The sequence below is a fragment of the Hydrogenophaga sedimenti genome (assembly GCF_051857515.1).
Lineage (GTDB): Bacteria > Pseudomonadota > Gammaproteobacteria > Burkholderiales > Burkholderiaceae_C > Hydrogenophaga.
The window spans coordinates 167,301-180,642 of sequence record NZ_JBPZHA010000007.1; the positions used below are offsets into that span (position 1 = coordinate 167,301).

Annotated in this window: 14 protein-coding genes; 11 read left to right on the forward strand and 3 right to left on the reverse strand. The window is 61.5% G+C overall.

Going from position 1 to position 13,342, the window contains the following annotated elements; translation table 11 throughout:
* Window positions 1–3 precede the first annotated feature (3 nt).
* From ACS5NL_RS13460 to ACS5NL_RS13490, 7 genes are all read left to right on the forward strand, one after another.
* Window positions 4–333, forward strand: a complete 330-nt coding sequence (locus ACS5NL_RS13460) for a 2Fe-2S iron-sulfur cluster-binding protein (protein ID WP_439354373.1) — start codon at window positions 4–6, stop codon at window positions 331–333.
* A gap of 36 nt (window positions 334–369) precedes the next feature.
* Window positions 370–1,065, forward strand: coding sequence for a fumarylacetoacetate hydrolase family protein (locus ACS5NL_RS13465; protein ID WP_439354374.1), 696 nt, complete (start codon window positions 370–372; stop codon window positions 1,063–1,065).
* Window positions 1,066–1,143: 78 nt separating this feature from the next.
* Window positions 1,144–2,223 (forward strand): TRAP transporter substrate-binding protein, encoded by a 1,080-nt coding sequence (locus ACS5NL_RS13470; protein ID WP_439354375.1) that lies wholly within the window; start codon window positions 1,144–1,146, stop codon window positions 2,221–2,223.
* Window positions 2,224–2,292: 69 nt separating this feature from the next.
* Window positions 2,293–2,847, forward strand: a complete 555-nt coding sequence (locus ACS5NL_RS13475; RefSeq protein WP_439354376.1) for an NUDIX hydrolase — start codon at window positions 2,293–2,295, stop codon at window positions 2,845–2,847.
* Between the two features lie 288 nt (window positions 2,848–3,135).
* Window positions 3,136–4,569, forward strand: a complete 1,434-nt coding sequence (locus ACS5NL_RS13480) for a tyrosine-type recombinase/integrase (protein WP_439354377.1) — start codon at window positions 3,136–3,138, stop codon at window positions 4,567–4,569.
* A gap of 159 nt (window positions 4,570–4,728) precedes the next feature.
* Window positions 4,729–5,061 (forward strand): helix-turn-helix domain-containing protein, encoded by a 333-nt coding sequence (locus ACS5NL_RS13485; protein WP_297655429.1) that lies wholly within the window; start codon window positions 4,729–4,731, stop codon window positions 5,059–5,061.
* The gene (locus ACS5NL_RS13490) at window positions 5,051–6,313 is read left to right on the forward strand and encodes a type II toxin-antitoxin system HipA family toxin (protein ID WP_439354378.1); all 1,263 of its coding nucleotides are present in this window, start codon (window positions 5,051–5,053) and stop codon (window positions 6,311–6,313) included. The genes ACS5NL_RS13485 and ACS5NL_RS13490 overlap by 11 nt, the downstream gene beginning before the upstream one ends.
* A gap of 206 nt (window positions 6,314–6,519) precedes the next feature.
* Here the strand turns inward: ACS5NL_RS13490 and ACS5NL_RS13495 are convergent, their stop codons facing one another.
* Entirely contained in the window at window positions 6,520–7,278 is a 759-nt protein-coding gene (locus ACS5NL_RS13495) for a type IV toxin-antitoxin system AbiEi family antitoxin domain-containing protein (RefSeq protein WP_439354379.1), read from the reverse strand.
* 286 nt (window positions 7,279–7,564) lie between these two features.
* On the opposite strand from ACS5NL_RS13495, the gene ACS5NL_RS13500 reads away from it, so the two are divergent.
* From ACS5NL_RS13500 to ACS5NL_RS13515, 4 genes are all read left to right on the forward strand, one after another.
* Window positions 7,565–8,506, forward strand: coding sequence for a ParB/RepB/Spo0J family partition protein (locus ACS5NL_RS13500; protein WP_439354380.1), 942 nt, complete (start codon window positions 7,565–7,567; stop codon window positions 8,504–8,506).
* A complete protein-coding gene (locus ACS5NL_RS13505) occupies window positions 8,487–9,035 on the forward strand; it encodes a hypothetical protein (protein ID WP_439354381.1) in 549 nt (182 codons plus the stop codon). The genes ACS5NL_RS13500 and ACS5NL_RS13505 overlap by 20 nt, the downstream gene beginning before the upstream one ends.
* Window positions 9,032–10,036 (forward strand): relaxase/mobilization nuclease domain-containing protein, encoded by a 1,005-nt coding sequence (locus ACS5NL_RS13510; protein WP_439354382.1) that lies wholly within the window; start codon window positions 9,032–9,034, stop codon window positions 10,034–10,036. Before ACS5NL_RS13505 ends, ACS5NL_RS13510 begins: the two co-directional genes overlap by 4 nt.
* Window positions 10,037–10,316: 280 nt before the next feature.
* Window positions 10,317–11,648, forward strand: coding sequence for a toll/interleukin-1 receptor domain-containing protein (locus ACS5NL_RS13515; protein WP_439354383.1), 1,332 nt, complete (start codon window positions 10,317–10,319; stop codon window positions 11,646–11,648).
* Window positions 11,649–11,843: 195 nt separating this feature from the next.
* Here ACS5NL_RS13515 and ACS5NL_RS13520 read toward each other — a convergent pair whose 3' ends face one another.
* Entirely contained in the window at window positions 11,844–12,323 is a 480-nt protein-coding gene (locus tag ACS5NL_RS13520; RefSeq protein ID WP_439354384.1) for a toll/interleukin-1 receptor domain-containing protein, read from the reverse strand.
* Between the two features lie 28 nt (window positions 12,324–12,351).
* A complete protein-coding gene (locus tag ACS5NL_RS13525) occupies window positions 12,352–13,326 on the reverse strand; it encodes a caspase family protein (protein ID WP_439354385.1) in 975 nt (324 codons plus the stop codon).
* Window positions 13,327–13,342: the final 16 nt, after the last annotated feature.

A 13,342-nucleotide genomic window follows, 5' to 3' on the forward strand; every position in this document is an offset into this window, starting at 1 on the left:
CCCATGAGCACCATCCGCATCCGGTTCGTCCGGACCGACAAGACCGAAGAAACCATTGAGACCCAAACCGGCCAGAGCCTGATGAAGGCCGCGGTCGACGCCAACGTGCGCGGCATCGACGCCGATTGCGGCGGCGTGCTGACCTGCGCGACTTGCCACGTGATGATCGACAGCCCCTGGGCCGAGAAGCTGTCCAAGCCGGTCGCCGACGAAACCGACATGCTCGACTTCGCGGCCAGCCCGGTCGAGCCCGTCAGCCGCCTGAGCTGCCAGGTGCGCCTCACGCCCGAGCTGGACGGCATGGTGGTGCGCCTGCCGGCCTCGCAACTCTGACCGCACACAACCCCACCCTGACCTGAAAGGTTCGCGATGAGCTTTGTCTTCACCCCGCCTCCCGTCGTGTCCGTGCCGGTGGTCGGCCGCGCCGAGCGCTTCCCCGTGCACCGCATCTACTGCGTCGGCCGCAACTACGAAGAACACGCCAAGGAAATGGGCTTCACCGGCCGCGAACCGCCCTTCTTCTTCCTCAAGCCGGCCGACGCCATCGTGGTGGCCGACGCAGGCCAGACCGCGACCATCCCCTACCCCAGCCTGACCGCCAACCTGCACCACGAGATCGAACTGGTGGTGGCCATCGGCCGCGGCGGTCGCGGCATCAAGGCCGCCGACGCCGCGCAACACATCTATGGATACGCCGTGGGTCTGGACATGACGCGCCGCGACCTGCAGAACGACATGAAGAAGCAGGGGCGCCCCTGGTGCATCGGCAAGGGCTATGACCACTCGGCGCCCATCGGTCCCATCACGCCCGCCGGCGAAGCCGGTGACATCGGCAACGCCGCGATCTGGGTCCAGGTCAACGGCACCGACCGCCAGCGCAGCACAGTCGCCAAGCTGATCTGGAACATCGCCGAGACCATCGAGCACCTGTCCGCGGCCTGGGAACTGCAGCCTGGCGACCTGATCTACACCGGCACCCCCGAGGGCGTGGCGGCCGTCGTCAAGGGCGACACCATGACCGGTGGTGTGGACGGCCTGACCGGCATCACCGTGCAGGTGGCGTGACCAACCAAGGGTTAACCCCTTGCAGCCGATCCCTAGAATGACCGGTCTCTGAACTGCCCTTTTTTCAGGAGCCACAACATGATCCAGCGCAGAACCCTGCTCCAGTCCGGTGCCGCCGTCGCCTTCGGCGCTCCGGCCCTCGTCGGCTTTGCCCAGCAGAGCGTGACCCTCAAGTTCCACACCTTCATGGCGCCCCAGTCCAACGTCTGGCTGAACATGCACAAGGCCTGGATGGACAAGGTCACCAAAGACTCGGACGGCCGCATCAAGTTCGAAGGGTTCCCCGCGATGCAGCTGGGCGGCTCGCCCGCGCAGCTCTACGACCAGGCCAAGGACGGCGTGGTCGACATCGTCTGGACCCTGCCCGGCAACACGGCCGGCCGCTTCCCGCGCATCGAGGTGTTCGAGCTGCCGTTCATGATGAACAACGCCGAAGCCACCTCCAAGGCCTTCTGGGAATACACCATGACCGTCGCCAAGGACGAGTTCAAGGATGTGCAGCCGCTGGCCCTGCAGGTGCACGGCCCCGGCATGTTCCACATGCGCGACAAACTGGTGAAGACCGCCGCCGACCTGCAAGGCGCCAAGGTGCGCGGCCCGACCCGCCAGATCACCAAGATGCTGGGCTACCTGGGCGCGACGCCGGTTGGCATGCCGCTGCCCCAGATTCCCGACGCGCTGTCCAAGGGCGTGATCAACGGCTGCGTGATCCCCTGGGAAGTGGTGCCGTCGGTCAAGGTGCACGAACTGACCAAGTTCCACAGCGAGTTCGATCCCGCCGGCGGCGCGCTGTACACGACCACCTTCATCATGGCGATGAACAAGGCCAAGTACGCCTCGCTGCCGCCGGACCTCAAGGCCATCATCGACAAGAATTCCGGCATCGAGACCTCCGGCTGGCTGGGCAAGGTGCAGCAGGCCGGCGACATCCCTGGCCGCGAATCGGCCGTCAAGCAGGGCAACACGATCTACACGATCCCCGCCAGCGAGGCGCAGGAATTCAAGCGCAAGGCCCGCCTGGTGGAAGTCGAGTGGATGCAGGACATGGACAAGCGCGGCTTCAACGGCAAGGAACTGCTCGACGCCGCCCGCGCGCTGATCGAGAAGCACGGCAAGACCGCGGCAGCTCCCGCCAAAGCGCCGGCCAAGAAAGCCTGACCCTTTCGCTGTCGCCGACTCCCAATGGGCTCCTTCGGGAGCCCATTTTTTTGCCCCTACACTGACGCCATGCACCGCAGCCCGATCCAGCACTGCCGCCAATGTGGCGCTCCCGTGGTCTACCGCATCCCCGACGACGGCGACACCAAGCCGCGTGCCATTTGTACCGCCTGCGCCACGGTGCACTACGAGAACCCGCTGAACGTGGTGGGCACGGTGCCCGCCTGGGGCGAGGACGGAGCCCAGGTGCTGCTGTGCCTGCGCAACATCGAGCCGCGCCGTGGCAAGTGGACCCTGCCCGCCGGGTTCATGGAACTGGGGGAGACCACGGCGGAAGGTGCGCACCGGGAAACCATCGAAGAAGCCGGCGCCAGCATCGAACTCGGGCCACTGTTCACGCTGATGAATGTGTCGCGCGTCGGCCAGGTCCACATGTACTACCGGGCCCGCCTGCTGAGCGACCAGTTCAACCCCGGCTTCGAGACCATTGAAGCCCGCCTGTTCACCGAAGACCAGATTCCCTGGGACGAGATTGCCTTCCGGACAGTGAGGGAAACGCTCGAGTGCTATTTCGCCGACCGGCGGCGTGGCGCGTTCGGCTTTCACACGATTGACATTGCCTGAAGCTCCGGCTTTCCGCTGAAACAACGGAGCCGCACAATGCAAAAAGCCCGTCATCGAAAGATGACGGGCTTTGCAATAAATGGTCGGCGTGGCGGGATTCGAACTCGCTACCCCTTGCACCCCATAGGATAAAACGCGAAATCTTGCGGGATTTCCTGGGACAACCTGGGACGATGTTTTATGTTTTAAATCATATAGATACAAAGGATACTTGATCCCAAGTCGTCCCACAAAATACACTGACAGCGTTTATTTTGTTTACCCCACCGTTTACCCCATGGAGGCCTCATGACACGGTACCCGAAGGCGGGAAAGGGCAAAAAATGGACGACGCTGGAGCTCAAAGCCATGCCCCCGGATTGGCGCGGCGACACCCTCAGTGACGGCGACGGACTCATCGGCGAAGTGCGGGTCGCCAACGACCAGAGCGTGTCCGCCCGCCTCAAATTCGCCTTCCGGTGGGACGGCAAGATCGCCTGGTACCCGTGCGGCACCTGGCCCAACGTGTCCATGGAGCAGATCCGCCGTCTGCGCGACGAGGCCCGCGAGCTGGCTCGCTCCGGCGTCAACCCCAACGACCACAAAAAGGCCGAGCGCATCGAGAACCAGGCAGCGGTCGAGGCGACGATTGCCCGGGCCGCTGCCGAAGAAAGCCAGAACAAACCCTTCAAGGAGATGTTTGACGCCTGGCTGGCCGATGGGGTCGCTCGCAAGGACGGCAACGCCGAACTGCGCCGCTCGTTCGAGAAAGACGTGCTGCCCGTACTGGGCGACAAGCCCGTGCGCAGCATCACCGAGCACGACCTGCGCAAGGTCCTGCGGACCATGGTGGCTCGCGGCGTGAACCGCATGTCCGTGCGCGTGCACCAGGACCTGGTGCAGCTGTTCGCCTGGGCCGAGAAGCGCCAGCCCTGGCGCGGCCTGCTGATCGAAGGCAATCCGGCCGACCTGATCGAGATCCGCAAGATCGTCTCCAAGGACTTTGACATGGTCAACGAGCGCGACCGCGTGCTGACGGCCAGGGAGCTGCAGGAACTGCAGTCGATCTTCGAACGCATGGAGGCCGACTACGAAGAGACCCCGGCCGGTCACAAGTACGAGGTGCAGCGCCCGCTCAAGCGCGAGACCCAACCGGCGGTCTGGATCTGCCTGGGCACGCTGTGCCGCATTGGCGAGCTGTTGATGACGCGCTGGGAAGACGTGGACCTGGCGGAGCGCTACTGGACCATCCCGGTCGCGAACGTCAAGGGGCCGATGGGCAAGAAGCAAGGCCACCGGGTCTACCTCTCGGATTTCTCGCTGCGCCAGTTCCAGGCGCTCAAGGAGATGACCGGAACCTCGCCCTACTGCTTCCCGGCCCGCAACCTCAAGGAAGAGACCCACGTCTGCGTCAAGACCGTGTCCAAGCAGGTCGGTGACCGCCAGATCCAGTTCAAGAACCGCAAGGACCTGTCACGCCGGGCCAACGACAACGCGCTGGTCCTCAAGAGCGGCAGCCACCGTGAATGGACCCCGCACGACATGCGGCGCACCGGCGCCACCATGATGCAGGCGCTGGGCGTCCTGCCCGACATCATCGACCGCTGCCAGAACCACGTCATGGCCGGCAGCCGGGTGCGGCGGCACTACCTGCACCACGAGTTCGCCGATGAGAAGAAGGCGGCCTGGGAGAAGCTGGGGAAGCAGATTGATGCCATCTTGGCGCAGGCAGGCACGGCATAACCGATCCCTCTTGCTTCAGAACCCCCACAAGATGCCCAACATACTGGGCGTTATCCATCATTGCGCCTACTTAAAGCATCAAAACTGATACTACAGCGTTGCCATCCGATTGATATTTGCCTATTATGATGAGCATTAAATTCATTAACGCCCATCTAAATGAGCAACTTTTCAACGCCGCCGCAGGTGGTCGAACAGGTGGCGCAGCTGGGACAGCGCATCCGGACCGCACGCATCCGGCGGGGCTGGTCCGTTGCCGATCTGGCCAGCAAGGCAGGCATCAACCGCAACACCCTCACCGCGCTGGAGCTCGGCCGGCCGGGCACAGCGGTCGGCGTGTGCTTCACCGTGCTCTGGGCGCTGGGCCTGGACAAGACGCTGGACGCTGTCGCCGACCCCGACACCGACCTGCACGGCAAGGCACTCGAATCCTCGCGCCGTCCGGCGCGGGCGGGCAGGTCCACGAAGCCCAGCGAAAGCTATGACTTCTGAACGCCAGGCCTACGTCTACATCCAGTTGCCCGGCACCCTGGAAACGGTGCCTGCCGCGCTGCTCAAGGTGCAGACCTTGTCCGACGGGGTGCGGATCGGGCGGTTCCGGTACGGCGACCGCTACCTGCAACGCCCTGACGCCGTCGCGCTCGATCCATTTCGGCTTCCCCTTGCAAGGACGGTGTACGAGTTCACGCAGCTCAAGGGAATCCCAGGAGCAGTGCGAGACGCCAGCCCCGATGCCTGGGGTCGGCGTGTGATCGAGCACACCCTGCAGCGAAACGCCGCCGACCTTCAGGAGATCGACTACCTGCTGCACGGACCACAAGACGGGGCGGGCTGCCTGAGCTTCGGACTGAAGGTGGATCCCCCCGCACCGAGGCGCACCTACAACCGCACGCACCAGCTGGCCGAACTGATCGCGGCGACCCAGGCGATTGAGGACGGGCGACCAGTGGCTGCACATCTGCTCGAACAGCTCGACCCTGGCACCAGCATGGGCGGGGCGCGCCCCAAGGCCACGATCGAGGACGCGCAGAGCCTGTGGCTCGGCAAGTTTCCCGCACGCGACGATCGCTTCAATCTGCAGCGCGTCGAATTCGCGACCCTCGACCTCGCACGCCGCTGTGGCCTGAACGTCGCGCAGGCTCGGCTGCAGGCGGTGGGCGCCAGCGATGTGCTCATGGTGCAGCGCTTCGACCGTGAACACACCAACCAGGGCTATCTGCGCTTCGGCCTCGTCAGCGGGCTGACCGTCCTCGACTGTGGTGACAGCCACCTGGACCGGGAGCGCTGGTCCTATCCGCTGCTGGCCGACAACCTGCGGCGCTGGTCCGACAAGCCAGAGGCCGATTGCACGGAGCTGTTCCGGCGCATGGTCTTCAACGCGGCCGTGACCAACAACGACGACCACCCCCGCAACCACGCCCTGCTGCACAGGCAGAAGGGATGGCGGTTGTCGCCCGCCTACGATCTGGTGCCCTCGCCCGTGGTCAGCCTGGAGAGGCGCGACCTGGCCTTGAGCATTGGCGACCACGGCCGCACGGCGAGCATCTACAACCTGATTTCGCAGGCCGGGCGGTTTGGTCTGTCTGCGGCCGACGCGCGTGCGGAAATCGACCGTCTGGTCGATGTTGTCCGGCACTGGCAGGAGAGCTTCTTTGCCTGCGGCGTATCAGCCAAGGACATCGACTACATTGCACCAGCTTTCCTGCCCGAGTGCTTTTTCTTCGAGAACCGACCCGAGGCCTGAACGACCTGGGGTCAAAGTTCGGATCAACACAGCGCTCTCCTTTCCCCTGCGCGGTGCCCCCTGGTTGTCGATCTTGTTTACGAAGCGTCCTCCGCCCCCCCGGGCATCAGGGACGCCACGTTGATCGAGAGCTTCCACTTCTCCGAGTAATGGGGGACGTACTCCCCGAGGGGGTCCAGCAGCCTGGAGCCACCGCGCTGGGCCTTCTATGTCCAGCCGTCCACCAGCGGGTGCTGAAGCCGGCAGACCTCGTCGAGCAGGTAGCCCGCACGGACTTCTTCAACCGCGTTGCCGTGCTGCTCCACCTCCTCGGCGATGAGCGCCAGGTACCTGGCGCCATGTTCGAGGTACGTGTCCACGACGTGCTGCATCCCGCCACAGTTGCCCGGCTCACGCACCATGTCCAGGAAAGCCCTGCCGACCATGGCGACCCGGATCGTGGGGGACTTGATGGCCTTGAATGCCCCCCGGCTGGAGCGACGCATGAGCTCGACACGCATGCCTTCGACGCGATCAAAGACGGGGCGCCTGAGCAGTGGCAACTTGGCCTTCTGAAAGGGTTCCATGTGCTCACGCAAGTCTTTCAGCATCCGGTCCTTGGCCAGTTCCTTCCACTCGGTGTCGGGTGGCGTGGTCAGGTACAGGATCTTGGAGAACTGGTCCGTCAGCCCGTGGAACTCCATGGCACTGAGGTGAGAGATGTAGGCAAAGGGGTCTGCCGCACACGCGACCTCCATGGCCTTCGGCTTTGCGCGCCCAAACAGGTGGTACACCGTCCATGGCTTGAAATCCTTGCTTGGGGAGATCAGGCCAAAGGAACTCAGGCTGTCGACGACCTCCTCATATAGGCGAAGGGTTGGCCGTTCTTCAAGATGCGCCATCTGTGAAGTCACGAGCACAGCCAGCTCGTAGTCGGTCACGACCGGACGCTCCCAGTTGCCCAGCTTTTGCTGGATGGCCTTCATCACTGATGGCAGATGCGTGGCAAAAAAATTAGACCCGTTCAAATGCTATTCTCTGTGTCCTTAGGACACAGAGAATAGCATTTGATGCATTTGACCCGATCAAGCTTCTCGAAGAAATGTTCCGTTGTTTCGTCGAATCCAAACATTCGACGGTAAATCGGAACATTGCCACCAAGTCATCGCGGCCAAGACCGCCGCCTTCCCCGCTTGATTTCAGCCCGAATCCAGCGCGCCACCAGCCTGCTCTGCCTCCTAGAGTGGTCGTCGTCACCTTCGGCGATAGATCATGGGCGCGCTTTCCAACTTCCTTGCCAATCGCAAGTCCCCTGGACTGAGTCTCGATCAGTTGGACCTGTTCGAGGGCAAACCCGTGCCAACGGGACTGGCATTGCTGGTGCCTGTCGACCAGCTGGACGAAGACCCGGACAACCCGCGCAAGGAATTTTCAGCGGAGGCCATCGAGGAACTGGCGCAGGACATCGCCCAACGCGGCATGCTGCAGCCCATCGTGGTCAGCGACCGGAACGACAAGGGTCGCTATCTGATCCGCTTTGGCAGCCGGCGCTGGCGGGCCGCCATCCAGGCTGGGCTGACCACCGTGCCCGTCATCTTCGCGGTCGAGGTTCGCAATGCCTACGACCAGGTGGCCGAGAACCTGAAGCGGCAGAACCTCTCCCCGCTCGAACTCGCGCAGTTCATCCGCTTGCGGGTGGATGCTGGTGAATCCAACGCCGAGGTCGGCCGCCAGCTGGGCATGGACCTGAGCACAGTGGCACACCACCTCGCCCTGCTCAGCCTGCCGCCCGTGCTCGAACAGGCGCTCAGGAGCGGGCGCTGCGAATCCCCGCGCACGCTCCACGAACTCAGTCGCTTGCACGAAGAACAGCCGGAGCAAGTCGCGGCGCTTGTCTCTGGTTCGGAGCCCATCACCCGCGAGGCCGTGGCCAGCCTGCGTGATGCGGCTCGCGTGGTTGTGCCCCCAGCTGACAGGCCGGCACCAACACCCCCGCGCCCGGACAAGATGGCGCAGGCACTGGCCCGCGCCACCGGGCTCTGTGACCGGCTGGACACCGCGTTGCAGCGGCTGAACCGGTCGGGAGGCATTCACGCCCTCCCCCAAGATCAGCTGCTGGCCTTGCGCCAGCGTGTCGCCGAACTGGCCGCCAGACTGGCTCCCGAAACCACACCCGTCCGTGCCGAGGTCGGCCATGGGAAAGCCTCAGCGTGACCGGGTGACCATCGATCTACGCGGCCTACGCACGCCGTTGCAGAACCACGCTCAGCTGTACCAGATGACCCCGGCGGCCCTGGTGCGCCAGGCGGTGCTGGCCTACCTTACGCTGAAGTCCGGCGACCAGGCACCTGACCGGAAACTCGTGACCATGGTGCGCGACAAGCGGGTCGTCAAGGTCACGCTGAGTCTGCCCGCCGCGCACGTCACGTTGATGAACATGCAGGCCCGCACCGCCGATGTCTCGAAGAGCCTCTATGTGGCCTCCCTCATCGAAGGCGCTCCGCCGCCCACGAACCACGCCCAGACCGTGGCCGCGCTGCAGGCCTCCACCAACAGGCTGGCCGTCATCAGCACCGACCTCAGCGACTTCCTGCGCATCATGCGCACGGTCAAGCCCGGTGCGTCGCAGGAGCTGGACCGATATCGGCCTGGCATCGATACGCTGAACAAGGACATCCGTGGCCACCTGGCTGTGGCAGCACAGCTGGTGGCCGAGCTGCGGGCCACCCGACGCACCCTATGACGACTGGCACATCCATCGACGGCGTGCTGGTGCAGTGGGGCGAGCGGCTGTTCTACCCGCCCAGCCGCATCGTCAAACCGGATACCACGCCGCGCCTGAACAACCCGAACCGGCCTAGTGCGGCCATGATCCGCCAGCGCATCGCCGCCACCGTGATGCGGCGGGCGCCGCAGGTGATGGTGAAGGTCACCGGGGGTGGCCGTGGCATGGGCGCCATCGCAGCGCACTTTCGCTACATCTGCAAGAACGGGCAGCTGCGCATGGAGGACGACCGGGGCGTTGTGAGCCAGGGCAAGGAGGCCATGCACGACCTCGCCGAACAATGGCGCGTGAGTGGATCGCTGATCCCGGAGACCAGCCACCGGCGCGAAGCTTTCAACATCATGCTGTCGATGCCGCAGGGCACCGATGCGCGGATCGTGCTGGCGGCCGCGCGCGGGTTTGCGAGGCGCGAGCTGAGGGACCACCACTACGTGATGGTGCTGCACGAGCACCAGGCCAACCCGCACGTGCATCTGAGCGTGAAAGCCGAGTCGATCACCGGCAAGCGACTGAACCCGCGCAAGACCGACCTGCACCGCTGGCGCGAGACCTTTGCCGAGCAGCTGCGCGGGTACGGCGTGGAGGCGGAGGCGACGCGACAGGCCTCACGCGGGGCGAACCGCCGGGATGAACGCATCTGGCAGGTGAAGGCGCGGCAGGACGGGCGGTTGAGCCAGCGTGACGCGCCGCAGGTCAAGTCAGGTGCAAGCTACGAGCGCAGCCACGACGGGGCATTCCAGGCGTGGGGGCACATCAAGAATGCGCTGCAGGCATCCGATCTTCCGGAGGACCGGGAACTGGCCAAACACATCCTGCGGTTCATCGGCGAATCGGCGTACCTCAAAGAGGTCTGGCCTCGGATTCAGCGCGAGATTGCGCGCCGGGACAAACAACCGCCCGCCCCGGTGCAGACGCGAGAGATTGTGAAAACCAGGCCCTCTGTCGATATGGAGCGTTAATCAGCTGCATCCGGCCTTCGCTCCAGAGCGGCCGTACTGGCCACCAACTGGCGCAGTCCAGTGCCTGACTCTAGTTCGGATGACCTTCCCCCTGTAGACGTACCAATCAAAAGTGGAAGTCCGGGTTCAAGATTACTCGATGGCTGTCGCCGAACGGCAACCTTGCGCTCATCCCTTGTCGGCCTTCCTCAAGACGAAGGAAGTACAGTTGGCAGTGCAGCCGTTGGCTTCATCGATGCAAGCCACTTGACGTTCTGTCTAACAATGCTAGGCGGTAGTTATGGGACTTCAACTGTTTCGCCCTCGACTCTTTGTCAGTTATTCGCGCAGTGACAAAGATGCTGCTGACATCTTGTCCGTGGCCTTGGAGAGACAGGGATGTAGCGTTTGGATTGATCGCAAGGAAGTGCTTGTAGGTGACGATTTCGTCCGAGATCTGAATGTTCAACTTGAACGCCAGGATGGCTTGGTTTTGCTTCTAACCGAAACCTCGGCACGGAGTAGTTGGTGCCATGCAGAGGTACAGCATGCCCTTGCAAGTGGAATGTCTGTTTTTGTTGTGCAGCGCGATACCGGCAGCCGCCTCCCGGATGCGTTAGAGCGGTTGCTCAGGGACATTCAGCGGCTGCCTTGGGATGCTGTTAATCATGGACTCGGGGAACAAATCCGCAGGGCAGCGAAGCGCCGCCGCACCAAGCTTGGCGTCCGCGCCGGTGGCGCGATGCTAGTCATCGTCGCTGCTGTTGCCATGATGCAATTCGCCGTGGACCGAGTAAATGCCCTGAACATGAGCCGCCGCGTTGACGCACTGATCGCCGACATTGGCGAAGCGACTATTGCTTGGTCCGGTGATGAGGTTCGCAACAGAGTGGAGTCTTTGGGCACCGCGCCGGGACTCAGTGACCGGCTACGCAGAATTGCAGAGGACCCCGGGCGTGCCGCTACCGTTCGCGTCAACGGCTGGCAAGCCTTGAATGCAGCTGAGTTAGGCCGGCAAAAGGAATGGCGTGTCCATGTGCCTCAGATTCGGTGGAAGGGTGGGCGTCTGACCGATACGCTTTGGGCGAACACTACCTATGCCACGGGCGATATCAGCGATCTCAGGCTAGATCGTGTACGGATGGCTGGCTTGCTGTTCGGGGCCGGACCGACCTCAAACAAGGAGGGCATGAGCCTGGCGCGATCTCGTATCGTGAATGCTGACATATGGTTCCTGCGCATCGACGGAACACAGATGATGGACGTCGAGTTCTTGAACAGCAAATTCCGAGGAGCGCAGCTGGACCTCAGCGGGGCAGCGGGGCTCCGTTTTCTTTCTCGCTTGCCCCCAAATGACATCCTGTCCTCCTCAGATGTGTCGATCATGGAAGACAGTTGGATCGTTCAGAGAAGCATGCCGCCGGACGCTGGTACCTTAGACATGGGAACTCCGGAGAAAGAGATCATTTTTGACGGAGTGCAGTTTGTTCGAGTCCGCTTTGAAGGATATTTTAAGCCCGAGTGGTTTCGAAACAATCACTTCACTGATTGCGTATTCGCCACTGGGTTAACAGAAAAGTCCCTGGCAAAAGGGGGTAACTCTGAGGAGAGAAGCATTTTTCTCGGCCAATAGCCAGAACTCTCCTCTGCAGCTCCCCCCCCCCCCCGGGAAGGCGCCAATGTGGAGGGCGGGGTGTAAGAAGCAGTGCTGCTAAGGTTGGGCAAAGTCAATAGCTCCCGTAGCTGGTGCGAGATAGGCGAATTCAGATTGCTCGACTTTCTCGGAACAACTGAAAGTAAAGCATTTTCCTAAAAATGGATGACCAAATTACTGACCGAGTCTTCTGCGCAGAGTTTGGTAGAAATGTTTTGTTGCATCCCGCCTATAGACGAAGGACTCCAACGAGACGGAATCCAAGGCTGCAGTCGTCACGCGCCTAGCTGACTCTTTTGATACAACAGCATATGTGTCAAGATCAGTCAGATTTTTGAGGTATGGCCATTTCATTAAATACTCTGGGAGTGCGACATTTCGTCCGAATGTTGCCAGTGGGTAGTCCTTTTCCGTGGCAATTCCAATCTCCCACGGCACCCACCATGATAATTTGGTCGCCTCAGTGACTATCGCGAGCAGCTGCGTACATTGACCCAACTCCTCTTTCACATGCGCCGCTATATCCTCGCCATCTTTGATTTTTGGGTCAATCAGATCGAGATAGCAATCGATATTGTGTCTTGATTTCAGATGACTCTTAACCTCGACGGCGATTGTTGAATCCAATTTTTGGTGCGACAGAAAAATTTTCATTGCGGCGATTTTTGGACTAACTTTGGAACTATATGCGTTGCTTTTCGATAAGGCTGCGGTAATGCTCACCTAGAACCGTGAGCCTGCATGATTTACTTTGCATTGCGGCGTGCCACATGTGCGGTGCATCAACAGGGACGACAAGATTCAGGCGATTGTATCGTTGCAGAATAGCAAATTGTCTGGTGTTCTCGGGAATCGGATCCGGCATTCCCGGATCCCTACCTTTTATCTCCGGCTCAAACGTCGGGTCAAGTTGGAACTCGTGGCCTCGCCCAGGGAAAAATTCTATAATCCGCCGAAGCTCGTCAAGGGGGATCGGCGGGAGCACTTTTCTCAGGGATACGAATTGCCTAACATTGGTCTTGAAAATGGGGCGCTGCCCCCAGGAACCAAGAGATTGATCAACATGCGCGTAGATACTTCCCGGAGTGATGTCGCCGGTGAGATTGGCCGCTCCTCCGTGAAGGGCGTCCACTAACAATGTAGTGAAAACACCTCTGCCGTTTTCTTCTGTTGCATATTGCTCGGCGGATGAAGCTGTAAGGATCGTCAAGCCTTCAGCCAAGCTGGCAAGACCTTGTGCGGATGGAAGTGTTCCAGCGATACCTGAGTGGCAACTGTCCAAAATGATTATTTTGTTCCGTGCTGGAGATTGATTGGCTATCGTCAAGACCTCGGAAAGCGACAGCCCTTCATCGCCACGCCGAGAATCCGTTGACAGCAAGTAGCCACCGGTGGCTTCAATGTGCCCATGACCGGCAAAATAAAAGAGGGCAATTTCGGCAGGTTCTTTAAAAAGCTCCATCACATTGTCTTTCAGGAGAGACCGATCAACTCGATCCGTTGGTCCGGTTCCTGTAAAAATTCTGCAATCGAAGTTGATCGATCCATCGCCATGGCGATTTAGGATCGCCTTCACAGCATGTGCATCATCGACACATCCGTAAAGAGGATTTCCATGGTCGTAATAGTTGATCCCGACAATTAGAGCTATGCGCACGAGGTAACTCCTTGGT